Here is a 26,366-nt window from a genome sequence, read left to right as displayed (position 1 = left end):
ATGACGCTCTCCGAGCTCTGCATCCGCCGCCCGGTCATGACGACGCTGATCACGGCGTCGATCATCGCATTCGGGGTGTTCGGCTTCCGCCTGCTGCCGGTCTCGGCGCTGCCCAAGGTGGACTTCCCGACCATCGCGGTGACCGCGACCTTGCCCGGCGCCAGCGCCGACACCATGGCAGCCTCGGTCGCCGGCATCATCGAGCGTCAGCTCTCGACCATTGCCGGCATCTCCTCGATGTCCTCGAACTCCTCGCAGGGCACGAGCGTCATCACCATCCAGTTCGACCTCAACCGCAACATCGATGCTGCCGCGCTCGACGTGCAGACCGCGTTGACGATCGCGCAGCGCCGGCTGCCGATCGAGATGACGATCCCGCCGAGCTTCCGGAAGGTGAACCCGGCGGACTTCCCGGTGCTGTTTGTCTCGCTGGGATCGGCGACGCTGCCGCTGTCGAGCGTCAACGAATACGGCGACATCACGATCGGGCAGGCGCTATCGCAGCTGCCGGGCGTCGCCCAGGTGCTGATCTACGGCGCGCAGAAATTCGCCATCCGCGTCCAGGCCGACCCGGAGGCCGCCGCCGCGCGCGGCGTCTCGATGGAGGATATCCGCGCCGCGGTGTCGCGCGCCAATTCCTCGACCCCGGTCGGTACCTTGAACGGCCCCAAGCAGGACGTCGCGCTGCAGGCCTCCGGCCAGATGGACAAGGCGGCCGACTACCGCCAGATCTATGTCGCCTGGCGCAACGGCTCGCCGGTCCGGCTCGACGAGATCGCCAAGGTCTATGACAGCGTCGAGAACGACAAGATCGCGACCTGGATGAACGACGAGCGGGCGATCGTGCTCGCGATCCAGAAGCAGCCCGACGCCAACACCGTGGCGGTGGTCGACGCGGTGCTGGCCAAGCTGCCGTCGCTGCGCGCCGCCATTCCGCCCTCGGTGACCATGCAGGTCATGATGGACCGTTCGGTCTCGATCCGGCAGGCGGTCAGCGACGTCGAGGAGACCCTGCTGATCGCGATCGGCCTCGTCATCCTCGTGATCTTCCTGTTCCTGCGCTCGGCCTCTGCCACCTTCATTCCGGCGCTCGCGGTGCCGATCTCGCTGTTCGGCACCTGCGCGGCGATGTACGCGCTGGACTACTCCATCAACAACATGACGCTGCTGGCGCTGACGCTCTCGGTCGGCTTCGTGGTCGACGACGCCATCGTCATGCTGGAGAACATCGTCCGCCATATCGAGCACGGCATGAAGCCGTTCGAGGCGGCACTGAAGGGCGCCCGCGAGATCGGCTTCACCATTATCTCGATCACCTTCTCGCTGATCGCCGTGTTCATCCCGGTGCTGCTGATGGGCGGCATCGTCGGCCGCGTGTTCCGCGAATTTGCGGTCACGATTTCGGTCGCCATCATCGTCTCCGGCTTCGTGTCGCTGACCCTGACGCCGATGCTGTGCGCCCGCGTGCTGCGCGCGCATGACGCGAGCAAGCGGCCGAACGTCGTGCTGCGGGCGTTCGAGGCGATGTTCGAGGCCTGGCTGCGCGCCTATGAATGGGCGCTCGACTGGGTGCTGGCCAAGAAGGCCCTGATGCTGGCGGTGACGCTGGCGACGCTCGGCGGCACCATCTATCTCTACATGATCGTGCCGAAAGGCTTCTTCCCGCAGGAGGACACCGGCTTTCTGATCGGCGTGACGGAAGCGGCGACCGACACCTCGTTCGAGGCGATGAAGGTGCGCCAGCAGGCGCTGGTCGAGGTGATGCGGACCGATCCGGCGGTCGACTATATCAATTCGACGGTCGGCTCCGGCGGTCCCAATCCAACCACCAATTACGGCCGGCTGTTCATCGCGCTGAAGCCGCAGAAGACCCGTGACAACGCCACCGTCGTGATCGGGCGGCTGCGCCAGAAGGCGCGCGAGATCCCGGGCATGCAGGCGTTCTTCCAGAGCGTCCAGAACCTCAGCATCGGCGGCCGTATCTCCAAGAGTCAGTATCAGTATGTGATGCAGAGCGGCGACACCGAGGCGCTGTACCGGGTGGCGCCCGAGATGCGCGACAAGATCGAGAAGATCCCGGGCCTGCTCGATGTCACGACAGACCTCTACATCAAGAACCCGCAGATGACGGTCGACATCGATCGCGAGAAGGCGGCGGTCTACGGCGTCACCGTCGATCAGGTCCGCAACCAGCTCTACAACGCCTACGGCGCGCGGCAGGTCGGCACCATCTACATGCCGTCGAACGACTACCAGATCATCCTCGAGGTGCAGCCGCAGTTCCGCGTCGATCCGTCCGACCTCTCGAAGCTCTACATGAAGACCGCGAACAACCAGACCATTCCGCTGGATGCGGTGGCGAGGCTGGTGCCGACGGTCGGGCCGTTGCAGATCAACCACCAGGGCCAGCAGCCGGCGGTAACGATCTCCTTCAACCTCGCGCCGGGCACCTCACTCGGCTACGCGGTCGACAAGATCACCGAACTCGAGCAGACCGCGAACCTGCCGCCGACGATTGTGACCGGCTTCTCCGGCACCGCGCAGGTGTTCCAGGATTCGCTGCGCGGGCAGGGCGTGCTGATCCTCGCCGCGGTGTTCGCGGCCTTCGTGATCCTCGGCATTCTCTACGAGAGCTTCATCCACCCGATCACGATCATTTCCGGCCTGCCTTCGGCCGGTATCGGGGCGATCCTCACGCTGATGATGTTAGGCATGGAGCTGTCGGTCATCGCGATGATCGGCATCGTGATGCTGGTCGGCATCGTCAAGAAGAACGCGATCATGATGGTCGACTTCGCGCTGGAGCGACGCCGGGTCGGCCTCAGCGCCGAGCACGCGATCCGCGAGGCGGCACTGCTGCGCTTCCGTCCGATCATGATGACGACGTTCGCGGCGATCTTCGGCACGCTGCCGATTGCGCTCGGCGCGGGCGCCGGCGCCGAACTGCGTCAGCCGCTCGGCGTCGCCGTGGTCGGCGGCCTCTGCGTCTCGCAATTGCTGACGCTGTTCATCACGCCCGTCATCTACATCTATCTCGACCGCATCGACCGCAGGCTGCGGCGCAAGCTCGACCCAGAGGGGGAGGCGGGCGGCGACGTCGAGCGGCCGCAGGTGGTCGCGGCGGAATAGCCGAGCGTTCGGCGCGAGCCGGAAACCGGCTCGCCGGGAGAAACCAAACCGCTCGGGATCGCGAGGCGTTAGATCGAGAAGCTGGTGCCGCAGCCGCAGGAGGCGGTGGCGTTCGGATTGACGACGCGGAACGAGGCGCCGATCAGGTCGTCGACGAAGTCGACTTCCGAGCCCATGAGGAACGGCACCGAGGCCGGATCGATCAGCACCACCGCGCTGTCGCGCTCGATCACGAGGTCGTCATCGGCCTGGGTGCGCTCGACGTCGAACTTGTACTGGAAACCGGAGCAGCCGCCGCCCTCGACCGAAATGCGCAGCTTGGCGCCTTCGCCTTCCTTGCTGAGGATCTGCCCGATACGGCGGGCGGCCCGTTCGCTGACGGTGATGGCAGCAGTCATGTCGGTCTCCGAAACCCTATTTGAGCATGATCTGATCGGGATCAGGCCCGGCGTCATCCCCAATTCATTTGGTCGGCCGCCTCAGTCATAGTTAAGTGCGTCGGACCATAGAATCAAATGGATAAGGACTAAAATACAGTGTCGGTCGGAATGGCTGCCCCCCGCGCGCCTTATGCCTGCGACCCCGATTGCAGCCGCGGCCGGCTGGTCGCGGAGCCGCCAAGCCGGACCCGGAGCCCATTCCGGCGCGACTGCGACCGGGTGATCCATTCCACCGCGTTCCGCCGCCTCAAGCACAAGACCCAGGTCTTCGTCTTCCACGAGGGCGATCACTACCGGACCCGGCTGACCCATTCGCTGGAGGTCGCACAGATCGCCCGGGCGCTGGCCCGCCAGCTCGGGGTCGACGAGGACCTGACCGAGACGCTGGCGCTGGCGCATGACCTTGGCCATCCGCCGTTCGGGCATGCCGGCGAGCGGGCGCTCGACGAATGCCTCAGGGATGACGGCGGCTTCGACCATAATGCGCAGGCGCTGCGGGTCGTCACCTCGCTGGAGCATCGCTACCCCGAATTCGGCGGGCTGAACCTGACCTGGGAATCGCTCGAGGGGATCGTCAAGCACAACGGCCCCCTGACCGAGCGCAATGGCGCGCCCGCCGGCCGCTACCTGGAGAGTGGAGTCCCGATCGGAATTGCCGACTACAACAAGAGCCACGACCTCGAGCTCTGGAGCTATGCCTCGCTCGAGGCGCAGATCGCGGCCTTCGCCGACGACATCGCCTATGACGCGCACGATATCGATGACGGCCTGCGTGCCGGTCTTTTCGCGGTCGACGATCTCAAGGAGATGCCGCTGACCGCTGAGATCATCGCCGAGATCGACCGCCACTATCCCGGGCTCGATGAGGTCCGGCGCGGCGCCGAACTGGTGCGAGAGCTGATCTCACACTTCATCAGCGCAGTCATCAACGAAGCGAGCCGGCGCCTCGCGGCCGCGCAGCCGCAATCGGCCCACGACGTGCGCCACCACAATGCCCCTCTGATTGCGTTTCCCTCCGAGGTGGCGGAGCAGGAAGCGGCGATCAAGGCGTTCCTGTTCCGGCGGATGTATCGCCACAAGCGGGTGATGCTGGTGATGGGGGAGGCGGAGGAGGTCGTCCGCAATCTGTTCGAGCGCTACCAGCAGTCGCCTGAAGACCTGCCGGCGGAATGGATCGAGGGGAGCGTGCAGGAGACCGGGAGCGCTCGGAACAGGCGGATCGGCAATTTCATTGCCGGGATGACCGACCGTTTCGCCCTGATCGAGCACCAAAGGCTTTTTGACTCGACCCCGGATTTGCGTTAGCGCCCTGCCATGGCCGACACGACTGCTTCACCACACCTTTTTGCCGATATGCTGACGCGCGTGCACGCGATCTGTGCCGCTGTCGCAGCCGAGGACAATTGGCCCGCCGGCATCGATCTGTCCCGCGTCGTGGTGGAGCCGCCGCGCGACGCCAACCATGGCGACATGGCGACCAATGCCGCGATGGTGCTCGCCAAGGACGCCAAGGCGAAGCCGCGCGAGCTTGCCGACAAGATCGCCGAGCGGCTGCGCGCCGATGCGCTGGTGGCCTCCGTCGATGTCGCCGGGCCCGGCTTCATCAACCTGACCTTGAAGCCGCAGGTCTGGGCGGACGCGCTACGCGCCGTGCTGGCCGCCGGCTCGGCTTACGGGCGCAGCGACATCGGCAAGGCCGAGAAGGTCAATGTCGAATACGTCTCGGCCAACCCGACCGGGCCGATGCATGTCGGCCATTGCCGCGGCGCCGTGTTCGGCGACGCGCTGTGCAGCCTGCTGCAATTCGCGGGCTTCGACGTCTGCCGCGAATATTACATCAACGACGCCGGCGCCCAGGTCGACGTGCTCGCGCGTTCGGCGTTCCTGCGCTACCGCGAGGCGCTCGGCCAGGACATCGGTGCGATCCCGGAAGGGCTCTATCCCGGCGACTACCTCGTGCCGGTCGGCGAGGCGCTCGCCAGGGAATATGGCGAGAAGCTGCTCGACATGGAAGAAGCCGCGTGGCTGCCGATCGTGCGCGACAAGGCGATCGCCATGATGATGGAGATGATCAAGGGCGATCTCGCCGCGCTCAATATCCATCACGATGTGTTCTTCTCCGAGCGCTCGCTGATCACGTCAGGCAACAACAAGGTCGCCGAGACCATCGATTTCCTCCGCGCCAAGGGCGACATCTACGAGGGCCGTTTGCCGCCGCCGAAGGGCAAGCCGGTCGAGGACTACGAGGACCGCGAGCAGTCGCTGTTCCGCGCCACCGTCTATGGCGACGACGTCGATCGTCCGCTGATCAAGTCGGACGGCTCCTACACCTACTTCGCCTCCGACATCGCCAACCACCGCTACAAGTTCGAGCGTGGCTTCACCAATCTGATCGACGTGTTCGGTGCCGATCACGGCGGCTACATCAAGCGCATGCAGGCCGCCGTGAAGGCTGTGACCGCGGGCAAGGCTGTGCTCGACGTCAAGATCGTGCAACTCGTGAAGCTGCTGCGCGACGGCGAGCCGGTAAAGATGTCGAAGCGGTCGGGCGAGTTCGTCACGCTGCGCGAGGTGGTCGACGAGGTCGGCTCCGACGCTGTCCGATTCATGATGCTGTTCCGCAAGAACGACGCGGTGCTCGATTTCGACCTCGCCAAGGTGATCGAACAGTCAAAGGACAACGCGGTCTTCTACGTCCAGTACGGCCACGCCCGCGGCCATTCGATCTTCCGCAACGCGCGGGAGGAAGCGGTTCCCGATCTGCCCGAGACCGATGAGGCCCGGCTGGCCTATCTCCGTAATGCTACGGTCGAGCGGCTGACCGACCCGGCCGAGCTCGATCTGCTCAAGCGGCTTGCGCTTTATCCGCGGATGATCGAGGCTGCGGCGGTGGCACATGAGCCGCACCGAATCGCTTTTTATCTCTATGATTTGGCCAGTGAATTTCATGCGCTGTGGACCAAGGGGCGCGATTTGCCCTATTTACGCTTCATTATCAATAATGATGCAGAGATCACGAGGGCGCGACTGGCAATGGTTCAGGGCGTCGTCTCGGTTCTGGCATCGGGCTTAGCTGTTCTAGGCGTCCACGCTCCGACCGAGATGCGGTAGGCAGGGGCATTAGGCCCTCACGAGTGGGGATTTGTGAGGGCATCTGGCAGAGGCCAACTCGTACGGACCGGCTGTGCCGGCGATCTTGGCGCTGTCCCGAAGGGGATGCATCATCACAATGGCTGATCGATATCAGGACCGACATTTTCCCGCCGACACGGCTTCCAAGGCCGACAGCGATCCGCTTGCCGAACTGGCACGGCTGATCGGCCAGACGGATCCCTTCGGCTCCGCCAACAAGCCGCCGCCGCGGCCGCTGCAGTCGCGCGCCAACGCGCGGCCGCAACAATACGAGCCGCAGGCCGCGGACGAGGATGCGCCGCCCGCGGGCCCGCCGACCTGGATGCAGCGCGCGCGGCAGGAGGCCGTCGCTCCGCCTCCCGTGCAGCACACCGAAGACGAAGAGCCCGAGCAGGACTACCAGCCGAAGCCGGTGCATCCGTTGCACCGCTATGCGGCTCAGCAGGCGCAGCCCGCGCCTGCGCCTGTGGCGCAATATCGTCCGGTCGAGGCCCCTCGGCAGCCGGAGGCATTTGACGAGGAGCCGCACTATCAGGGTGGCGGTCAGAGTCAGGATCCGTCGCGCTATGACGACGCGCTCTACGGCCAACTGGAAGCCGGCGAGCAGGACCTGCAGCGCGATCCCGCCTATCCGGACGATCCCTATGCCTATGAGGAGGCCTACGAGGAAGAACCCGAGCCCCGTCGGCGGCGCAGCGGCCTGATGACGGTCGCCGCGGTGCTCGCGCTTGGCGTGTTCGGCGTCGGTGGCGCGTATGCCTACCGGACCTATGTCGGTTCGCCCCGCAGCGGTGAGCCGCCGATCATCAAGGCCGACAACACGCCGACCAAGGTAATTCCGGCCCAGGCCGACGCGCCGGCCAAGACGCCGGACCGCATGGCGACGGGCGACGGCACCGAGAAGATCGTGTCGCGCGAAGAGACGCCGGTCGACGTCAATTCGAAGACCGCCGGACCGCGCGTCGTGTTTCCGCCGCTGAACGCCAATGCGAATCCGCCGCCGGCGGCCAGCGTGCAGACGGCGCAGCCGGCGCCAGCGCCGGTCACCGCGAACGGCACGTTGCCGAACAACGAGCCGCGCAAGGTCCGCACCCTCTCGGTCAAGGGCGATACACCCGATGGCACGCAGGCCACCGCGACTGTGCCGGCGAAACCTCCGGCGGCGGCGAAGCCTCCGGTGTCGCGCGGCAACCCGGCTGCGGCCAATGCCAGCGTCAACTCGCCAATGTCGCTGGTTCCCGGCCAGGCTGAAGCGGCTCCGGCCGCGCCTCCGACCCGGGTGGCGTCCACCTCGGCGGCTCCGGTTGGTGGCGGCGGATATCTGGTGCAGGTGTCCTCGCAGAAGAACGAGGCGGACGCGCAGGCGTCGTACCGGACGCTGCAGGGCAAATATCGCAGCGTGCTCGGTTCGCAGCCTCTGGTGGTGAAACGCGTCGATCTCGGCGAGAAGGGCGTTTACTACCGCGCCTTCGCGGGCCCGTTCGCGTCGTCGGAAGAGGCGAGCCAAGTGTGCAAGAGCCTGATGTCGGCGGGTGGGCCGCAGTGCCTCATCCAAAGAAATTAAAGGCCGTTTCCTTGACCCGTGAGCTGCATACGGCCTAATCGGCCGAATGACGAACCGCGCATTCATCACGGGCATCTCCGGGCTGATCCTCAACGAGGCCGAACGCGAATTCATTCGCACCGAGCGGCCATGGGGCTTCATCCTGTTCAAGCGCAACATCGAGAGTCCTGCCCAAGTGGCGGCTCTTGTTGGGGAACTCCGGTCCGCAGTCGGCGTCACCGATGCTCCGGTCCTGATTGACCAGGAAGGCGGGCGGGTGCAGCGGCTTGGCCCGCCGCATTGGCCGGCCTATCCGCCGGGCGCGAGCTTTGGGGCGCTCTACGACATCGATCCGAAGCTCGGGCTTGCGGCGGCGCGGCTCAGCTCACGGCTGATTGCGGCCGACCTGATCGACCTTGGAATCACCGTCGATTGCCTGCCTTTGGCCGACGTTCCCGTGGCCGGGGCGGATGCGGTGATCGGCAACCGGGCCTATGGAACTGAACCCGGCAAGGTCGCGGCGATCGCCCGGGCGGTCACGGACGGGCTGGAACAGGGCGGGGTCCTGCCGGTTCTCAAGCATATTCCCGGCCATGGCCGGGCCACGGCGGACAGCCATTTCCGGCTTCCGACGGTTGATACCGCCAAGGCCGAACTGGAACGGACCGATTTTGCCGCGTTCCAGCCGCTTGCCGATCTGCCGATGGCCATGACTGCACATGTTGTGTTTAGCGCGCTCGACCCCGTCCATCCGGCGACGACTTCTGCGACAATCATCGAACAGGTGATTCGCGGCCTGATCGGGTTCCAGGGTTTGTTGATGAGTGATGACGTGTCGATGAATGCGCTGGCCGGGTCAATTGCCGAGCGGACCCGCGCCATCGTCACCGCCGGTTGCGACATGGTTCTGCACTGCAACGGCAATATTGACGAGATGCGCGAGGTCGCACGCGAAACGCCGGAACTGGCCGGCAAGGCGCTTGAGCGCGCCACGGCGACGCTCGCCGCGCGCAGGCCGCCTCAGCCGCTCGACCGGCAGACGGCACGGGCTGAACTGGATGCGTTGTTGGATCGGGTAGGGACGGCATGACCGCTGAAATTCTTTCGTTTGATACCGGGCGGCCGGCCGACCTCGCCGAGGGCGAACCGGCGCTGGTGGTCGACGTCGAGGGCTATGAGGGCCCGCTCGACCTGCTGTTGACGCTGGCGCGGCAGCAGAAGGTCGACCTGTCGAAGATCTCGATCCTCGCGCTTGCCGACCAATATCTTTCGTTCATCGAGGCCGCGCGCAAGATTCGCCTCGAGCTTGCGGCCGACTATCTGGTGATGGCGGCGTGGTTGGCGTTCCTGAAGTCGCGGCTTCTGCTGCCTGAGCCGCCGAGCGCGGAGGGACCGAGCGCCGAGGAAATGGCGACCGCGCTCGCCAACCGGCTGCGCCGGCTGGAGGCGATCCGCGAGGCGGCGAACCGGCTGATGAACCGGCCCCAGTTTCAGCGCGATATCTTTCCGCGCGGCAATCCGGAATCGATCGCCGAGATCAAGCATCCGAAGTTCACCGCGACCCTGTACGACCTGCTGTCGGCCTATGCCACGCAGCGCCAGTCGCGCGTTCTGACCACGGTTCATCTGCAGAAGCGTACCGTGTGGTCGCTTGCGGAAGCACGCGCCTCGCTGGAGCGGCTGGTCGGCATCGCCGAGGACTGGAGCTGCCTCGACGAGTATCTGATGAATTACGTCGCCGATCCCACCCAGAAGGCGACGGTGTTCGCATCGAGCTTCGCTGCGGCCCTCGAGCTGGTTCGCGAGGGCGAGATGGAGATCAACCAGAAGCAGGCGTTCGCGCCGATCTATTTCCGAAAGCGTCAAGCGCAAGCCGCAACGGCGGCGCCGGACCTGTCGGTTGAGTAAGTGGAAGAAGGAGAGCAAGCCCATGGCAAGCTTGGCGGAAGTGCGCAGAGAAGAGCCCGAGGAGGAGGTTTCTCCTATGGATCCGGTGGCGCGTCCTGAGGAATTGCGGCTCCTGGAAGCCCTGTTGTTCGCATCGGCCGAACCGATCGATCAGGCAACGCTGGCAAAGCGGATGCCCGACGGCGTCGACGTCAAGGCGGCGCTGGCACAGTTGCAGGCGGAATACGCGCCGCGCGGCGTCAACCTGGTGCGTGTCGCCAACAAGTGGACGTTCCGCACCGCCGGCGATCTGTCGTGGCTGATGACGCGCGAGAGCACCGAGACCCGGAAGCTGTCGCGTGCCGCGATCGAGGTGCTGGCGATCGTCGCCTATCACCAGCCGGTGACCCGCGCCGAAATCGAAGAGATTCGCGGCGTGGTTACGTCGAAGGGCACGATCGACGTGCTGCTCGAGACCGGCTGGATCCGTCCGCGCGGCCGCCGCAAGACGCCGGGCCGTCCGCTGACCTTCGGAACCACCGACGCGTTCCTGTCGCAGTTCAGCCTGGAAGCGCTCGGCGACCTGCCGGGGCTCGAGGAGCTGAAGGGTACGGGTCTGCTCGACTCGCGTCTGCCGACCGGATTTTCCGTTCCGTCGCCGTCGGATGACGCGACGCTGCGGGAGGACGAGGAACCGCTCGAGCCGGGTGATACGCTGGAACTGCTACTGGCGCCGGCCGTCGAGCCGGAAGCCGAGGAACCGAAGGCTGAAGCCGAAGCGACTGCGGAGGTTGAAACCACCGCCGAGGCCGAGGTCGAGGCGGACGTTGCCTCTGACGCGGATGCGGCCGAACCTGACGCTGGCGAGCCGGAAGACCGGGCCGACCACGCGGGTGATGAGGCCGACACCGAGGACAAGGGCGAGTAAGCCTGAATATTCCCGGTTAAGCCTAGCAATATTACGTAGCCGCGACAGCGATTTGCCGCGGCCGAGGTCCTTGTTTTTGACACCCCGCGGGCCTACCTTCCGGCAAAGTTCAGGCCGGTCCGCCGGCCATTTCTGGAGGGTTGCAGGATGGGTTCGTTGAGCATTTGGCACTGGATCGTCGTGATCGCAGTGGTCCTGCTGCTGTTCGGACGCGGCAAGATTTCGGATCTGATGGGTGACGTCGCTCAGGGCATCAAGGCCTTCAAGAAAGGCATGCAGGACGACGACAAGGTCGCCGAGAAGACCGAGCCCACCAAGTCGATCGATCACAATGCGGCGACGTCGGCCGCGCGCCAGGACGTCGGCAGCAAGGCCGTCTAACGCGCTTGTACTGACGCATATTTCGACGTTTTTTCTTGCGCGAAACGGTGACGCCGTCGCACAGACGCGCTATGGACGCCGATTGAGAAAAGGCGCCGGCAGCCCCAGCTCCTGTGAGGAGCGATGGGGCCGATGGCGGCGCGCTTAGGCGGAAGAATTCATGTTCGATATCGGGTGGAGTGAACTGGTCGTCATCGCGGTCGTCGCGCTGATCGCCATCGGCCCGAAAGAACTGCCGGGCGTGCTGCGCATGGTCGGGCAATGGATGGGCAAGGCCCGCAAGATGGCCTCCGAATTCCAGGGCCAGTTCCAGGAAGCCATGCGCGAGGCCGAGATGGCCGACCTCAAGAAGAGCTTTGACGAGGTCAGGGAGGCCGCGACCGGCATCACCAGCGGCAACATCATGACCTCGCTGCAGAAGGACGTCAGCGACGCCCTGCAGATCGACAAGCCGGTCGATGCGCAGGTCGCGTCCGCAATCGACGCACCGGTGACGTCCAGCGACGCACCGGTGACGTCCAGCGACGCACCGGTGACGTCAAGCGACGCACCGGTGACGCCCACGACTCCCGCCGAGCCGACGCCGGAAACCTTCGTCGAGGCCGAGGCGCACACGGCCGCCGGCGAGCCGCTCGCGATCACCAATGAGGTGAAGGGCGAGCCGACGCCGCAGGACGTGACGCCGGCACAGTCCGATGTGCGCAAGGACGCGAGGGCGTCATGAGCGCCGAAGACATCGAGGCCAGCAAGGCCCCCTTGATGGATCACCTGATCGAGCTGCGTTCGCGGCTGATCAAGGCGTTGCTCGGCTTCGGTGTGGCCTTCATCATCTGCTTCTTCTTCGCCAAGCAGATCTACAACGTGCTGGTCTGGCCGTTCGTCTGGATCGCGGGGCCGGAGAATTCGAAATTCATCTACACCGCGCTGCTGGAATATTTCATCACCCAGCTGAAGCTCGCCTTGTTCGGCGCCGGCTTCATCTCGTTTCCGATCGTCGCCACCCAGATCTACAAGTTCGTCGCGCCCGGTCTCTACCGGCACGAGCGCAACGCCTTCCTGCCGTATCTGATCGCCACCCCGGTGTTCTTCGTGATGGGTGCGGCGCTGGTCTATTTCGTCGTGCTGCCGATGCTGGTGCGGTTCTCGCTCGGCATGCAGCAGGCCGGCGGCGCGGAGACCGCGCAGATCCAGCTGCTGCCCAAGGTCGGCGAATATCTTTCGCTGATGATGTCGCTGATCTTCGCCTTCGGCATCGCGTTCCAGCTGCCGGTGATCCTGACGCTGCTCGGCCGCATCGGCATCGTCACCTCGAAGATGCTGAAGGAGAAGCGGCGCTACTTCATCGTGATCGCCTTCATCATCGCCGCCGTGCTGACGCCGCCCGACGTGCTGAGCCAGGCCTCGCTCGCGATCCCGCTGCTCGCGCTCTACGAGGGCGCCATCATCGCGGTCCGGATCGTGGAAAAGAAGGCTGCGACCGCGAACGCCTCGTCCGGGGCGACCAATCCCGCTGAATAGGTGATTTTGCCTCACACTCAGCGTCATACCCCGCGAAAGCGGGGTATCCAGTACGCCGCGGCCTCTCGGTGACACGCTGACGTCTCTGGAATACTGGATCGCCCGCCTTCGCGGGCGATGACAGTTGTGCTAGTTGAGGCACACCACAAAACGTTGACATACAACGTTATCTGCCTGAGCGACGTTAGGACCCCGACTGCCATGCACGACATCAAAGCGATCCGCGACAACCCGACGGCCTTCGACGCCGGCCTGAAGCGCCGCGGGCTTGGGCCGTTGTCGCCGTCGCTGCTGGCGATCGACGAGAAGCGGCGGGCGGCGATTCTGGCGTCCGAGCAGGCCCAGGCGCGGCGCAATGCGGCCTCGAAGGAGATCGGCGAGGCCAAGAAGGCAAAGGACGAGGCGCGCGCGGCCAAGCTGATGGCTGAAGTCGCCGAGCTGAAGACCACGATGCCAGAGCTCGAGCTGGCGGCGAAATCGTCCGATGACGAACTGACCAAGGAGCTGTCGTCGATTCCGAACCTGCCGCTCGACGAGGTGCCCGACGGCACCGACGAGCACGGCAATGTCCAGCACCATGTGTTCGGCAAGAAGCGTGACTACGGCTTTGCGCCGAAGCTGCATGACGATCTCGGCACCGCGCTCGGCGATATGGATTTCGAGGCGGCGGCGAAATTGTCCGGCGCGCGTTTCGTCGTGCTGAAGAAAGGGCTGGCGCGGCTCGAGCGCGCGATCGGGCAGTTCATGCTCGATTTGCACACCGGCGAGCACGGCTATACCGAGATCAATCCGCCGCTGCTGGTGCGCGACGCCGTGATGTTCGGCACCGGCCAGTTGCCGAAATTCGAGGACGACCAGTTCTGGGCGATCAAGGGTGAATTGCTCGCGGCACCGGATGCCGATCTGCGCAGCGAGCGCCTCGGCCTGATCCCGACCGCCGAAGTCTCGCTGACCAACCTCGCGCGCGAATCGATCCTGGATGAAAAGGAGCTGCCGATGCGGCTCACCGCGCTGACGCCGTGCTTCCGTGCGGAGGCCGGCGCGGCGGGACGCGACACGCGCGGCATGATCCGCCAGCACCAGTTCACAAAGGTCGAGCTGGTATCGATCACGACGCCGGAAGCCAGCAAGGATGAGCTGGAGCGCATGCTGTCCTGCGCCGAGCAGGTGCTGCAGAAGCTCGACCTGCATTATCGCGTGATGACGCTGTGCGCCGGCGACATGGGCTTCTCCGCGCAGAAGACCTACGACATCGAGGTGTGGATGCCGGGGCAGGGCGACGGCGGCGCCTATCGCGAGATTTCGAGCTGCTCGGTGTGCGGCGATTTCCAGGCCCGCCGCATGGACGCGCGCTATCGCGGCCCCGACGGCAAGCCGCGCTTCGTGCATACGCTGAACGGCTCCGGCACCGCGGTCGGGCGCGCCTTGATCGCGGTCATGGAGACCTATCAGCAGCAGGATGGTTCGATCGCGGTGCCCGATGTGCTGCAGCCCTATATGGGCGGGCTCAAGGTCATCGAGCACGGCATGTGAGGCGAGGGCCAGTGTGATGCCGCTGCACCGTGACATCCACTGGCTTGGTCGACAATGGGCCGTCACGGGCTACGGTCTGCAGCTGATCAATCAGAAGCAGATGGGCTATTACGACATCGAGGCGGCGCGCCTGTGGGACGCGCGCGTGACCGAGGTGCAATCGAAGGCCTGGATCGACAGGCCCGACTTCGACAAGGCGCTGGAGATCGCGCGCGGCAAGTTCGGCCAGATGGCGCCGGCCGATCTGCCGCCACTACCGGCACCGATTGCCTCGCCGCCACCGCCGGTGCGGGCGACGCCGCCGGCCGCGCCGCGCGCGCCGCTTGACGCGACATCGGTGCCTTCGATCGAGGAGCTGCTGGCCAGGCTGAAATCAAAATCGGCTGCAACGGCGCCGGTCGCAAAACCTGCCGAGGCACTCGCTCCGGTGCCGCCCAAACCGTCCAGGGCTGAGCCTCGCGGGTCTGAAGCTCCAAAGGCCGAAACTCTCACGACCGCACCCGCCAAGGCTGATCCCATCACGGCCGATCCCATCAAGTCCGAGCTCCCCACATCGGAGCTTCCGAAGCCCCCCAGGTCTGAGCCTCGCCAAACCGCTGCAATTGCGCTTGAGCCGGCCAGGCCGGAAGCTCGGAAGGTCGAGCCGCCCAAGGTTGAAGCTCTCAAATCTGAAGCTTCCAAGGCTGAAGCGCCAAAGCCTGGACCCGCCAAGCTCGAGCCTCCAAGGTCAGAAACTGTCACGTCCCGGGGTCTCGGGGCCGAACTGCGTCAGGTCCCACGGGTCAAAATGCCAGAGGCGCCGCGGCCGACGCCCGTGATCGCGGTTGTTCGGCGGCCGGCCAGGCCGGCCTGGCCGGTGTTCGAGCGGAAAATTGCCGGCAGTGCGCGATTTGTCCGTCCATGGCGCGTGACGTCGGCGCGATGGCACGGGCCATCGCCAGGTTTGCCTCCGCGGCCCTAGCCGGTTAAGACGGCAATCAACTCAAGAAACCGCAGCGTAAGAAACCCGCGTCGAATCGGAACAAGAGGCACTTTGACGGATGCGAATTCTCTGCACCAATGATGACGGCATCCACGCTCCAGGCCTGCAGGTCGTCGAGCAGATCGCACGCGCGTTGTCCGACGATGTCTGGATCGTTGCCCCCGAGCTCGATCAGTCCGGCGTCTCGCATTCGCTGTCGCTCAACGATCCGCTGCGTCTGCGCGAGGTCAGCCCGCGTCATTTCGCGGTGCGCGGCACGCCGACCGATTGCGTCATCATGGGCGCGCGCCACATTCTCGGAGACAAGCTGCCCGATCTCGTGCTGAGCGGTGTCAACAAGGGCCGCAACGTCGCCGAGGACGTGGTCTATTCCGGCACCATCGCCGGTGCGCTGGAAGGCACCATTCTGGGCTTTCCGTCATTTGCGCTGTCGCAGGAATTCTCGATCGAGACGCGCAACGCGCCGCTGTGGGACACTGCGCTGAAATTCGGACCCGACATCATCCGCAAGGTGATCGGCGCCGGCGTCCCCAGGAACACCGTCATCAACGTCAACTTCCCGTCCTGCATGCCCGATGACGTGAAGGGCATCCGGATCACGCGGCAGGGCAAGCGCAATCAGGGGTTCCTGAAGATCGATCGCCGTCACGACGGACGCGGCAATCCGTATTTCTGGATCGGCTTCGAGCGCGCGGCGATGATGGACACGCCGGCCGAAGGCACCGATCTCGCCGCGCTTGCGGCGCGCCACGTCTCGGTGACGCCGCTGCGGCTCGACCGCACCGATGAAGCATTTTCGGAAACGCTGCTTGATACGCTGAAGTGAGCTCGTGTAGCCCGGATGGAGCGGAAGCGAAATCCGGGGGCGCTCGCATTGCGTGCAAAATTTCCCGGATTGCGCTTCGCTGCATCCGGGCTACGCACCTCCAATCCGGTGAAGATCTAGACTAAACCGGCGCGCCCTTCATCGCGCTGGAGATCACCTGGGCCAGCGTTTCCAGCTGGAAGGGCTTTTGCAGCGCGGGACGGTCGCGATACTCCGGAGGCAGGCCGGACGAGCCATAGCCGGTCGCGAAGATAAAGGGGCGGTTGCGGGCGTTGATCAGCTCGGCGACCGGGGTGATCACCTTGCCATTGACGTTGACGTCGAGGATCGCGAGGTCGAATTCGGTCGATTGCGCAAGCTTGACCGCTTCGCCGATTTCGCCGGCCTCGGCCGCGACGCTATGGCCGAGTTCCTCCAGCATATCGGCGACCATCATCCGGATCATGACCTCGTCCTCTACGAGGAAAACTGAACAGCCCGCCGGCCGTATCGCTGTCATGATGGAATCCTTGCCCGTCCCTGAATTAGGCTCGCAAATAACATTACAGCGCGCAATGCAAACGTTTGGGAATTGGTCCTTTTCCAGCGCGCCACAGCGTTTGCCGCTTGGCCCTGGCCGACCTTGTTGCGCTAGATTTGCCCAACGGCCAACGAGATGTGTTGGCTCTATCAGAGCCCAGATCTGCACCACCCAGACGTTAACCCGCGCATCGTCGCGATTATATGTGGTGCAACCGGGCCGGCGCCAATGCGAAACCGGGCGACGGTTCCTGGCCGGGAACAAAACGCGACGGGAAATTTTTCCTTAACGCGGTATTTCGGATTTCAATGGCATCTAGAGGGCGAGATTCCGCGCTGCTGCCCAGAGACGCTGATGAACATGGCCGTGAACCCCGATCCGACCGAGAAGATGATGTTCCAGCTGACCCTGCGGCGGCGCGGGGTGAGCGATCAGGCGGTGCTGCGCACGATGGAGGAGGTGCCGCGCGAGGTCTTCGTCGATCCGCGCGATCGCAACGAGGCCTATCGTGACAGCGCGCTTGCGATCGCCTGCGGGCAGACCATCAGCCAGCCTTTCGTCGTGGCCTACATGACCGAGCAGCTGCAGCTGCAGAAGGACCATCGCGTGCTCGAGATCGGCACCGGCTCGGGATACCAGGCGGCCGTGCTGTCCCGGTTGTGTAAGCAGGTTCTGACCATCGAGCGCTACCGGACGCTGGCCGACGGCGCCCGCAAGCGCCTCGAAAAGCTGGGCTATTACAATATCGAGGTGCTGCTAGGGGACGGCTTCGACATTCCGGCCGGGGCAGGCGACTTCGACCGCATCATCGTTACCGCGGCGATGGAGCAGATACCGGAGAAGCTGCTGGAGCGGCTCAAACCCGGCGGCATCCTGATCGCCCCGGTCGGGCCGCATCAGGGTATCCAGACCCTCGTCCGCGTGGTGCGGACCGAGAACGGCTTCGACCGCAAGGAATTGGTCGACGTCCGCTTTGTGCCGGCGCTGCCGGGAATCGCGCGCGAATTGTAAATTTGGCGATTTGCTGCTTGGCACCAACGCCTTATTCGCAGGGTTAAGCGGTTATTTACTCGGTACGTGTTTACTCAAAACAGTCTTTTGTTGCGTACGAGTGAGTAACCATGTCTGGGGTTGTTGAGTTGCTTCGCTCGCGTCGCGTGCCGCAGGTTGCGGTGCTGACGCTGATGTCCATGGCTTTTGCCGGTTGCAGCGCCGATATGTCGTCGCGCTTCTCGCAAAACTCCTACTCGCAAAATCCGTTTGCGTTTGATCCGCAGCCGACCGGCACCGTGCAGCAGGCGCCGCCGCCGCGCGAGTTGCCGCAATACGCACGGCCGCGAACGCAACCGCAATATTCGCAATATCAGTCACAGCCGTTGCCGCCGCCGGTCGCAGCAGCGCCGCAGTCCTACCCGGTCGCCAATGCCGGCGTCTCCGGAGGAGGGCGCGGGGTGTCGTCCTACACGCCGGCGCCCGCGCGTCCGCAGATCGAATCCACCGGCACCGTTCCGCATTCGGTCGCAGCAGCCCCTGCCGGGCATAACGGCACCACCATCATCGTCGGCACCAGCGACACGCTGGAAGTGCTGGCGCGCCGCTACAACGTCTCGACCGCCGAGATCCTGCGCGCCAACGGCTACAAGGGACCGCGCGCGCTGTCGCCCGGCCAGCAGCTGGTCATTCCGCGCCCAACCGCATCGGCCGCGGCGCCGGCGATGGCCGCACCTGCGGCGCGTCCCGTCGCCGTGGCAGCCGCGCCTGCCGGCGTCCACTTTGTCAATCGCGGCGACACGCTGCACAGCATCGCGCGCCAGCACCACATTCCCGTGGCCGAGCTTGCCCGCGCCAACAATCTCGACCAGTCGGCCCGGCTGAGCCTCGGAATGAAGCTCGTGGTGCCCGGCGCCAAGACGGCGATGGCGGCACCTGCGCCCGTTGCGCAACCCCTTGCTGCCGCGCCGGTTGCTGCCGTGGCTCCGGCACCGGCGGTCGCAGCCCCGAAGGTCGTTGCAACCGCGCTGCCGCAGCAGAGCGCGCGGCTGGTCCAGCCGACCGCGACGGTCGAACAGCCGGCGGCTGCCGCTGAAGCGCCCGTCGTCACCAAGTCGAGCGAGGCCACCGGCGCATTGCCGACCTTCCGCTGGCCGGTGCGCGGCAAGGTCATCACCGCCTACGGCTCGAAGACCAACGGCAAGGTCAATGACGGCATCAACGTCGCGGTGCCCGAGGGCACGCCGGTGAAAGCGGCCGAAGACGGCGTCGTCGCCTATTCGGGCAATGAGCTGAAGGGTTACGGCAATCTCGTCCTGGTTCGCCATTCCAACGGCTACGTCACCGCCTACGCCCATGCGAGCGAAATCCTGGTGAAGCGCGGCGATACCATCAAGCGCGGTCAGGTGATTGCCAAGTCGGGCCAGTCCGGCGAGGCGGGCTCGCCGCAGCTCCATTTCGAGATCCGCAAGGGATCGTCGCCGGTCGATCCGCTCCAGTTCCTCAACGGCGCGTAAGCTACGCGTCGGGACTTCAAGGGACTTCCAAGTCTCACAACAAAGACAGCGGGGGTGGCGCAAGCCTCCCCCGTTTTGTTTTGTCGATTGCCGCGGTGATTAATTGCCGCTCAGCCGCACACCGAGCCGGCCCGCGAGCTCCTGCGTGTACTGCCAGGCGACGCGGCCCGAGCGCGAGCCGCGGGTGGTCGACCATTCGAGCGCCTCGCGCTCGAGTTCGCCGTCGGCGATCTTGATGCCGTAATGGTCGCAATAGCCCTTCACCATCGCGAGGTATTCGTCCTGGCTGCAGCGGTGGAAGCCGAGCCAGAGGCCGAAGCGGTCCGACAGCGAGACTTTCTCCTCGACCGCTTCGCCCGGATTGATCGCGGTCGAGCGTTCGTTCTCGATCATCTCGCGCGCCAGGAGATGCCGCCGGTTCGAGGTCGCATAGAGGATGACGTTGTCGGGGCGCCCCTCGATGCCGCCTTCCAGCACGGCCTTCAGCGACTTGTATGAGGCATCGTTGCCGTCGAAGGAGAGGTCGTCGCAGAACACGATGAAGCGGAAGGAGGAGCTGCGCAGCAGCTCCATCAGGCCGGGCAGGCTCTCGATGTCCTCGCGGTGTATCTCGATCAGCTTCAGCCGGTCGGCCGGCCTGCGGTCGATATTGATGCTGGCATGGACCGCCTTGACCAGCGACGACTTGCCCATGCCGCGGGCGCCCCAGAGCAGCGCATTGTTGGCGGGCAGGCCGTTGGCGAAGCGCTCGGTGTTCTCCATCAGGATATCGCGCATCCGGTCGACGCCCTTGAGCAGGCTGATCTCGACGCGGCTGACGCGCGGCACCGGGGCGAGGCGTCCGTCCGGATGCCAGACGAAGGCGTCCGCGGCGCCGAAGGTCTCGGCCGGATCGAGGGCCGGGGAGGCGTCCGCGAGGCGGCTGGCGATGACCTCCAGGGCGTTCGCGATCCGCTCGGCCGCTGCGCCGTCGAACGCCGTTACCGGGCGTTTTGTCGCGGCGTTTTCAGCACGCTTGGCGACAGCCTTGGGGGTGGTTTTGCGGGTTGCTTTACTGGTCGTTTTCTTGGCTTTTTTCGGCATTTGTCCAGTTCCTGACGGCGCAGCCTTATCGGGCTGGCGGCGGTCCCGCAAGCGCCCTAAATGAAGGTGCGTTAACGTTGCAATTGGGACCGCGGCCGCTATAGTCCGCGCGAATTTGTCCGGACCGCCATACCGCCCCGAATCCGAGGGCGCTGCCGGTTCTTTCCCGTCTTATCCGAGGATCGTCCGAATGCTGATTACTCCTGCGTTTGCCCAGGCTGGAGCGACTGGTGACACCAACAGCATGTTGATGTCGCTGCTGCCATTCGCGCTGATCTTCGTCATCATGTACTTCCTGATTCTGCGCCCGCAGCAGAAGAAGGTGCGCGACCATGCGGACCTCGTGAAGAACATCCGCCGCGGCGACACCGTGGTGACCTCGGGCGGCCTCGTCGGCAAGGTGACCAAGGTGGTCGACGACGACCAGATCGAGTTCGAGATTTCGGACGGCGTTCGCGTGCGCCAGATGCGGCAGATGATCTCGGGCGTGCGGACCAAGGGTGAGCCGGCGAAGGGCGACGCCAAGGACGAGGCGTCCGCGAGCTGATTGCCGCGGAGCCTCTTGCCGAATCTGACAGGTCAATTCGATGTTGTATTTCACGCGGTGGCGAGCGCTGGGGATTGTCCTGACAGCGCTGGTGGTCTGCCTGTGCGCCGTGCCCAATTTCTTCCCCGAAGCGCAGGTGAAGACCTGGCCGGCCTGGGCGCAGCGGCGCCTGGTGCTCGGCCTCGACTTGCAGGGCGGCTCGTATCTGCTGCTCGAGGTCGACTCCAACTACGTGAAGAAGGAGAAGCTCGACCAGATCCGCGACGATGTCCGCAAGGTGCTTCGTGAAGCCAAGATCGGCTACACCGGCCTCAACACACGCAACGACGCGGTGGAAGTCCGCATCTCCAAGGAAGGTGACCAGGCGACGGCGTTGTCGAAGCTCCGCGAGCTGTCGCAGCCGCTCGGCGGCCTGCTCGGCTCCAGCGGCCAGCGCAGCCTCGAGGTTGCCGACGCCGGCGGCGGCCTGATCCGCCTGACGGTCCCGCAGGCCGCGATCACCGAGCGCATCCGGCAGACCATCGAGCAATCGATCCAGATCGTCGAACGGCGCGTCAACGAGCTCGGCACGGTCGAGCCGGTGATCCAGCGTCAGGGCACCGACCGCATCCTGGTCCAGGTGCCGGGCCTGCAGGATCCGACACGCCTGAAGGAACTGCTCGGCAAGACCGCCAAGATGGAATTCCGCATGGTCGACAGCTCGGTGTCGCCCGACCAGGCCCAGCAGGGCCGCCTGCCGCCGGACTCCGAGCTCTTGATGAGCGCGTCACCGCCGCCGGTTCCGTATGTCGTCAAGAAGCAGGTGCTGGTTTCCGGAGGCGAGCTCTCCGATGCCCAGCCCGGATTCGACCAGCGCACCGGCGAGGCGATCGTCAGCTTCAAGTTCAATACGTCGGGCGCGCGCAAATTTGCGCAGGCGACCGCCGAAAACGTCGGCCAGCCGTTTGCGATCGTGCTCGACAACAAGGTGATCTCGGCACCCGTAATCCGTGAGCCGATCACCGGCGGACAGGGCCAGATCTCCGGCAGCTTCACCGTGCAGTCGGCCAACGATCTGGCGATCCTGATGCGTGCCGGCGCGCTGCCGGCACCACTGACCGTGATCGAGGAGCGCACCGTCGGTCCCGGCCTCGGACAGGACTCGATCGAGAAGGGCGAGCTCGCGGCCTATGTCGGCTCGATCCTGGTCATCGTGTTCATGCTGATCACCTATCGGCTGTTCGGCGTGTTCGCCAATATCGCGGTGGCGATCAACGTCGCCATGATCTTCGGGCTGCTGTCGCTGCTCAACGCCACGCTGACCTTGCCCGGCATCGCCGGAATCGTGCTGACCGTCGGCATCGCGGTCGATTCCAACGTGCTGATCTACGAGCGCATCCGCGAGGAATTGCGCGGCGGCCGCAACGCGATCTCGGCGATCGACGCCGGCTTCAAGCGGGCGCTGGCGACCATCCTCGACTCCAACATCACCACCTTCATCGCCGCCGCCGTGCTGTTCTACATCGGCACCGGACCGGTGCGCGGCTTTGCCGTGACGCTCGGCATCGGCATCATCACCACGGTGTTCACCGCCTTTACCCTGACGCGCCTGATCGTCGCCGGCTGGGTGCGGTGGAAGCGGCCGCAAACCGTGCCGATCTGAGAGGCCTGTTGTGACACATACCGTTCTCATTGGCCTTGGCATCCTGATCGCCGTCTTGACCGTGGTCGCGACGCTCGGCCTGCTGCCGTCGCTGCGCATCGTGCCGGACGACACCCATTTCGACTTCACCCGCTTTCGCCGCATCAGCTTCCCGATCTCGGCGCTGCTCTCGATCCTTGCCATCACGCTGTTCTTCACCCACGGCCTGAATTTCGGCATCGACTTCAAGGGCGGCACGCTGCTGGAGGTGCAGGCCAAGTCCGGCACCGCCGACATCGCCGCGATGCGCACGACCTTGAACGGCCTTGGCCTCGGCGAGGTGCAGCTGCAGCAGTTCGGCGGTCCGGCGGAAGTCCTGATCCGCGTCGCCGAGCAGCCCGGCGGCGACAAGGCGCAGCAGGACGCGGTGACGAAAGTGCGCGGCGCGCTCGGCGAATCCGTCGACTATCGTCGCGTCGAGGTGGTGGGACCGCGCGTCTCCGGCGAACTGCTCGCCTACGGCATGATCGGCCTGATGTTCGCGATCATGGGCATCCTGATCTACCTTTGGTTCCGGTTCGAATGGCAGTTCGCGCTCGGCGCCATGATCGCCAACGTCCACGACATCGTGCTCACGATCGGCTTCATGTCGATCACCCAGGTCGATTTCGACCTCACCAGCATCGCGGCGCTGCTGACGATTCTCGGCTACTCGCTCAACGACACCGTCGTGATCTACGACCGCATCCGCGAGATGCTGCGGCGCTACAAGAAGATGCCGATGCCGCAGCTGCTGAACGAATCGATCAACTCGACGCTGTCGCGCTCGATCATCACCCACGTCACCGTGACGCTGGCGCTGCTGGCACTGCTGCTGTTCGGCGGCCAGGCGATCCACAGCTTCACCGCGGTTATGATGTTCGGCGTGGTGCTTGTCGGCACCTACACCTCGATCTTCATCGCGGCGCCGATCCTGATCTATCTTGGTGTTCACACCACGCGGGGTGGAGAGGCGGCGCAGGACGTGCCGGCCAGGAAGCCGGACACGGCGGCAGCCAAGAAGTAGCCGGTCATGAGCAACTCCTCGGACGCTCCCCATCTTCCGAGGTCGGCGCCGATCGAGGCCTACGGCAAGGGCGGCTTCGCGTTTGCCGATATGTCGCACCGCGGCTCGCTCTTGTGCCTGCCTGACTCGATCTGGGCCTGGCCGGTCACCAGGCCGCAGGAGATCGACGAATACTCGCTGCAAAAGGTGTTCGCGGCCGCCAACGCGATCGACACGCTTATCGTCGGCACCGGCACCGACGTCTGGGTCCCGCCAAAGGGCTTGCGCGAGGCCCTGCGGGCCGTGCGGGTGGTGCTCGATCCGATGCAGACGGGACCTGCGATCCGCACCTACAACATCATGCTGGGCGAGCGGCGGCGCGTCGCGGCGGCGCTGATCGCGGTGCCATGAGCGCGACGGAGGCACCGAAGGACGGCGCGGCCTTCTGCGCCGATCTGGTGCGGAGCCATGACTTCGTGCGCTACGCGTCGACCTTGTTCCTGCCGGGTCCGGAACGGCGGGCGATGCTTGCGATCTACGCCTTCAACATCGAGGTCTCGCGCGTGCACGAGCAGGTCAGCCAGCCGCTGCCCGGCGAGATGCGGCTGCAATGGTGGACCGACATGCTGGCCGGCGCGGGCCATGGCGGCGTCGAGGGCAATCCGGTCGCGGCAGAACTGCTGCACACGATCCGCAATCACCGTCTGCCGGTCTCGCCATTCTCGCTGCTGGTCGAAGAGCACCAGTTTGATCTCTACAACGACCCGATGCCGTCGCTGACCGCGCTGGAGGGCTATCTCGACGCCACGGCCTCAGTGCTGTTCTCGGAGGCCACGCGCGTGGTGGCGCGGCCGTCGGAGGCGATCGATCACCTGGCTCGTCATGCGGGTCTTGCCCAGGGCATGGCGCAGGTCATCGCTTCGCTCGGCCGCGACGCCTCACGGCAGCAGCTGTTTCTGCCGTTGCAGCTGTTGCAGCAGCACGGCGGCAGCAAGGAGGAAGTGTTTGCCGGCAAGATGACGCCGAACATCCGTGCCGCGATCGATCAGCTTGCGGACGCGGCCCAGGGTCATCTCAAGACCGCATTCGGACTGCTTGCGGATGTCCCGTCCGGCGTGAGGCCGATCTTTCTGCCGCTCGCTTGCGTCAGGCGCGAGCTGAACCGGGCGAGGAGGGAGGACTACGACCCGTTCCTGCCGAAGCCGGTCTCGCGCCTGCGCACGCTCTGGACGTTGTGGCGAGCCGCGCGCACGGAGGAATTCGGTCGCTAGCTCTGCTCTTTCGGGATGTGCTTGGTGAAGATCCGGATCGTTGCGCCCTTGACCATCGGGCCGCTGTCATAGATGTCGGATGCGATCTGCTCGACCGCGTCGCGCAGCGCAACGAACTGGGCTTGCCGCGCCATGCTCGCCGTTCCGCGCGTGCCGGCCAGCTCGTCCAGCGCGGCGTCGCTGATCTGGCATTCGATTTCCTGGTCGCCGTTCATCATGGTGAATCCAAACGCCAGTCGTTCGGAATCATATCCCCCGATTCGGCCACGGGTGAGTGGCATTAAACTTGTCCCTTGAGCGCGCTACCCCTCGCAAAGAGTGGAGCTTCGCACCGCGTTTGTCGAGGGCCACGCGCCGAGAAGCGCGCTCTAACCTGTCGGCCGGTCCATCTCGGCGACTTCAAAATTGAAGCGGTCGCGCAGATTCTTGCGTTGCTCGAGGATGTCCTTGAGGAACTCGCGATCGGCGTCGCTGCGCATCATCGGCTCGATCAGGTCGATCTGGTTCATGGCGACGAGCTGCAGGATTTCGGTGCGCGGCTTGCCGGCGGCATCGCGCGGCAGCGCGTGCACGATCTGGATGTGTTCGGGCGGCTTCACGCCCCTGGCCGCGGTAAGCTCATTGCGCAGCGTCTTCTCCAGCGCGGACTGGTCCGCCTCGACGAAGGCATAGAGTCCGACGCCGACGCGCCGGTCGGCAAAGGCGACGATCGCGGTGTCGCGCACCTGCGGATTCTTGCGGATCAGATCCATCAATACCGGGGCGTCGTTGACCAGTCTCCGGCCGCCGCCTTCGCGGTCGGTGAAATTGAAGATGCCGCGGGTGATCGCCTGGTAGACCTTCTTGCCGGTCTTGAGCCAGATGCTGGCGACCGCGGACTTCTTTGCGAGCACCTTACGCTCTTTCGGCGTCAACGCCTCCGGCGCGTAGCTGCGCTTGTGCTTCAACAGATGCCGAAGATCCTCATAGGCGGCGATGCGGAACAGCCGGTTGCGGGTCTTGAAGCATGCGGCAAGCTGGAAGTCGGTGAGGTAGGCGCGGCCATCGCGGCCGACCAGCCAGTTCTGCTCCTTGGCGAGATCGTTGTGGCAGATGCCGGCGCGATGCAGCTTGCGCAACGCGGCCTTGGCGGAACGGAAATAGGCGACATCGCCATGCGGCTTCGCCAGATGCAGCGCCGCGCCGTCGATGAAGCCGCGCACCAGCGCGCGCCGGCCGGCCCACAACAGCTTTGGCCCGACGTCGAGGTCGCGCGCCAAGGTCAGCGCGCGGCGCTCGCGGGAGAACAGATGCAGCGCCAGGCCGAACGACCAGAACGGCACCTGATCGAGCCGGCGCAGCACGCCATCGACCTCGCCGTCATCGGCGCGGAAGCGGCCACGCTCGACGGTCGAGAACACGTCGCGCTTGAGCAGCACGCCCTGGCTCCACCGCATCGACAGGGTGGTGTCATCGTCTTTCGGCAAGCTCATG

24 protein-coding genes and 1 pseudogene are annotated in these 26,366 nt (G+C 65.2%); 19 read left to right on the top strand and 6 right to left on the bottom strand.

Going from position 1 to position 26,366, the window contains the following annotated elements; genetic code table 11:
- On the top strand, positions 1-3,129 hold the full coding sequence (locus tag JEY66_RS24665; protein ID WP_018271520.1) for an efflux RND transporter permease subunit: 3,129 nt from the start codon (positions 1-3) through the stop codon (positions 3,127-3,129).
- A 68-nt stretch (positions 3,130-3,197) separates the two neighbouring features.
- On the opposite strand, the gene erpA is transcribed toward JEY66_RS24665, so the two are convergent.
- Positions 3,198-3,527: an iron-sulfur cluster insertion protein ErpA gene (erpA, locus tag JEY66_RS24660; protein WP_018271521.1), complete on the bottom strand. Its 330-nt coding sequence runs from the start codon at positions 3,525-3,527 to the stop codon at positions 3,198-3,200.
- Positions 3,528-3,665: 138 nt separating this feature from the next.
- On the opposite strand from erpA, the gene JEY66_RS24655 reads away from it, so the two are divergent.
- From JEY66_RS24655 to serS, 10 genes and pseudogenes are all read left to right on the top strand, one after another.
- Positions 3,666-4,874 carry a deoxyguanosinetriphosphate triphosphohydrolase gene (locus JEY66_RS24655; RefSeq protein WP_026192732.1) on the top strand — a complete coding sequence of 403 codons (1,209 nt, stop codon included), beginning with the start codon at positions 3,666-3,668 and terminating at the stop codon, positions 4,872-4,874.
- 9 nt (positions 4,875-4,883) lie between these two features.
- The gene (gene argS, locus JEY66_RS24650) at positions 4,884-6,680 is read left to right on the top strand and encodes an arginine--tRNA ligase (RefSeq protein WP_026192733.1); all 1,797 of its coding nucleotides are present in this window, start codon (positions 4,884-4,886) and stop codon (positions 6,678-6,680) included.
- 118 nt (positions 6,681-6,798) lie between these two features.
- On the top strand, positions 6,799-8,265 hold the full coding sequence (locus JEY66_RS24645) for an SPOR domain-containing protein (protein ID WP_018271524.1): 1,467 nt from the start codon (positions 6,799-6,801) through the stop codon (positions 8,263-8,265).
- Positions 8,266-8,311: 46 nt separating this feature from the next.
- Positions 8,312-9,334 carry a beta-N-acetylhexosaminidase gene (gene nagZ / locus JEY66_RS24640; RefSeq protein WP_018271525.1) on the top strand — a complete coding sequence of 341 codons (1,023 nt, stop codon included), beginning with the start codon at positions 8,312-8,314 and terminating at the stop codon, positions 9,332-9,334.
- Positions 9,331-10,152, top strand: coding sequence for a segregation and condensation protein A (locus JEY66_RS24635; RefSeq protein ID WP_016846880.1), 822 nt, complete (start codon positions 9,331-9,333; stop codon positions 10,150-10,152). The genes nagZ and JEY66_RS24635 overlap by 4 nt, the downstream gene beginning before the upstream one ends.
- 22 nt (positions 10,153-10,174) lie before the next feature.
- Positions 10,175-11,044, top strand: a pseudogene (gene scpB / locus JEY66_RS24630) (SMC-Scp complex subunit ScpB); the annotation flags it as partial.
- 162 nt (positions 11,045-11,206) lie between these two features.
- Complete coding sequence (locus JEY66_RS24625; RefSeq protein ID WP_016846882.1) at positions 11,207-11,440, top strand: twin-arginine translocase TatA/TatE family subunit; 234 nt, start codon at positions 11,207-11,209, stop codon at positions 11,438-11,440.
- A 160-nt stretch (positions 11,441-11,600) separates the two neighbouring features.
- Entirely contained in the window at positions 11,601-12,164 is a 564-nt protein-coding gene (gene tatB, locus JEY66_RS24620) for a Sec-independent protein translocase protein TatB (protein ID WP_018271526.1), read from the top strand.
- Entirely contained in the window at positions 12,161-12,958 is a 798-nt protein-coding gene (gene tatC, locus JEY66_RS24615) for a twin-arginine translocase subunit TatC (RefSeq protein ID WP_018271527.1), read from the top strand. Before tatB ends, tatC begins: the two co-directional genes overlap by 4 nt.
- 201 nt (positions 12,959-13,159) lie before the next feature.
- Positions 13,160-14,491: a serine--tRNA ligase gene (serS, locus tag JEY66_RS24610; RefSeq protein ID WP_018271528.1), complete on the top strand. Its 1,332-nt coding sequence runs from the start codon at positions 13,160-13,162 to the stop codon at positions 14,489-14,491.
- Positions 14,492-14,599: 108 nt separating this feature from the next.
- Here the strand turns inward: serS and JEY66_RS24605 are convergent, their stop codons facing one another.
- Positions 14,600-14,929 (bottom strand): hypothetical protein, encoded by a 330-nt coding sequence (locus tag JEY66_RS24605; RefSeq protein ID WP_018271529.1) that lies wholly within the window; start codon positions 14,927-14,929, stop codon positions 14,600-14,602.
- A gap of 602 nt (positions 14,930-15,531) precedes the next feature.
- Between JEY66_RS24605 and surE the strand changes: the two genes are divergently transcribed.
- Positions 15,532-16,299, top strand: coding sequence for a 5'/3'-nucleotidase SurE (surE, locus tag JEY66_RS24600; protein WP_018271530.1), 768 nt, complete (start codon positions 15,532-15,534; stop codon positions 16,297-16,299).
- Between the two features lie 121 nt (positions 16,300-16,420).
- Here surE and JEY66_RS24595 read toward each other — a convergent pair whose 3' ends face one another.
- Positions 16,421-16,798 carry a response regulator gene (locus JEY66_RS24595; RefSeq protein WP_026192734.1) on the bottom strand — a complete coding sequence of 126 codons (378 nt, stop codon included), beginning with the start codon at positions 16,796-16,798 and terminating at the stop codon, positions 16,421-16,423.
- A gap of 375 nt (positions 16,799-17,173) precedes the next feature.
- On the opposite strand from JEY66_RS24595, the gene JEY66_RS24590 reads away from it, so the two are divergent.
- Both JEY66_RS24590 and JEY66_RS24585 read left to right on the top strand, forming a co-directional pair.
- A complete protein-coding gene (locus tag JEY66_RS24590; RefSeq protein WP_016846889.1) occupies positions 17,174-17,830 on the top strand; it encodes a protein-L-isoaspartate(D-aspartate) O-methyltransferase in 657 nt (218 codons plus the stop codon).
- A 110-nt stretch (positions 17,831-17,940) separates the two neighbouring features.
- A complete protein-coding gene (locus JEY66_RS24585; RefSeq protein WP_026192736.1) occupies positions 17,941-19,326 on the top strand; it encodes a LysM peptidoglycan-binding domain-containing M23 family metallopeptidase in 1,386 nt (461 codons plus the stop codon).
- Positions 19,327-19,425: 99 nt separating this feature from the next.
- Here JEY66_RS24585 and JEY66_RS24580 read toward each other — a convergent pair whose 3' ends face one another.
- Complete coding sequence (locus tag JEY66_RS24580; protein ID WP_016846890.1) at positions 19,426-20,409, bottom strand: ATP-binding protein; 984 nt, start codon at positions 20,407-20,409, stop codon at positions 19,426-19,428.
- 190 nt (positions 20,410-20,599) lie between these two features.
- Between JEY66_RS24580 and yajC the strand changes: the two genes are divergently transcribed.
- Genes yajC through JEY66_RS24555 form a run of 5 tightly spaced genes read left to right on the top strand, consistent with a single transcriptional unit; the run spans position 20,600 to position 24,893 of the window.
- The gene (gene yajC, locus JEY66_RS24575) at positions 20,600-20,956 is read left to right on the top strand and encodes a preprotein translocase subunit YajC (RefSeq protein WP_026192737.1); all 357 of its coding nucleotides are present in this window, start codon (positions 20,600-20,602) and stop codon (positions 20,954-20,956) included.
- 40 nt (positions 20,957-20,996) lie between these two features.
- Entirely contained in the window at positions 20,997-22,598 is a 1,602-nt protein-coding gene (gene secD / locus JEY66_RS24570; RefSeq protein WP_018271532.1) for a protein translocase subunit SecD, read from the top strand.
- A 10-nt stretch (positions 22,599-22,608) separates the two neighbouring features.
- Positions 22,609-23,643: a protein translocase subunit SecF gene (gene secF / locus JEY66_RS24565; protein ID WP_018271533.1), complete on the top strand. Its 1,035-nt coding sequence runs from the start codon at positions 22,609-22,611 to the stop codon at positions 23,641-23,643.
- A gap of 6 nt (positions 23,644-23,649) precedes the next feature.
- Positions 23,650-24,033, top strand: coding sequence for an Mth938-like domain-containing protein (locus tag JEY66_RS24560; RefSeq protein ID WP_018271534.1), 384 nt, complete (start codon positions 23,650-23,652; stop codon positions 24,031-24,033).
- Positions 24,030-24,893 (top strand): phytoene/squalene synthase family protein, encoded by an 864-nt coding sequence (locus tag JEY66_RS24555; RefSeq protein ID WP_018271535.1) that lies wholly within the window; start codon positions 24,030-24,032, stop codon positions 24,891-24,893. The genes JEY66_RS24560 and JEY66_RS24555 overlap by 4 nt, the downstream gene beginning before the upstream one ends.
- Here JEY66_RS24555 and JEY66_RS24550 read toward each other — a convergent pair.
- Both JEY66_RS24550 and JEY66_RS24545 read right to left on the bottom strand, forming a co-directional pair.
- Positions 24,890-25,174, bottom strand: a complete 285-nt coding sequence (locus JEY66_RS24550) for a DUF1488 family protein (protein WP_026192738.1) — start codon at positions 25,172-25,174, stop codon at positions 24,890-24,892. The genes JEY66_RS24555 and JEY66_RS24550 overlap by 4 nt on opposite strands.
- Before the next feature lie 87 nt (positions 25,175-25,261).
- On the bottom strand, positions 25,262-26,365 hold the full coding sequence (locus JEY66_RS24545; protein ID WP_018271536.1) for a serine/threonine protein kinase: 1,104 nt from the start codon (positions 26,363-26,365) through the stop codon (positions 25,262-25,264).
- Position 26,366: the final 1 nt, after the last annotated feature.

This window comes from Bradyrhizobium elkanii USDA 76 (assembly GCF_023278185.1).
GTDB lineage: Bacteria > Pseudomonadota > Alphaproteobacteria > Rhizobiales > Xanthobacteraceae > Bradyrhizobium > Bradyrhizobium elkanii.
Note: the sequence above shows the minus strand (reverse complement) of the source record. Positions and strands in the feature narration are given on the sequence as shown.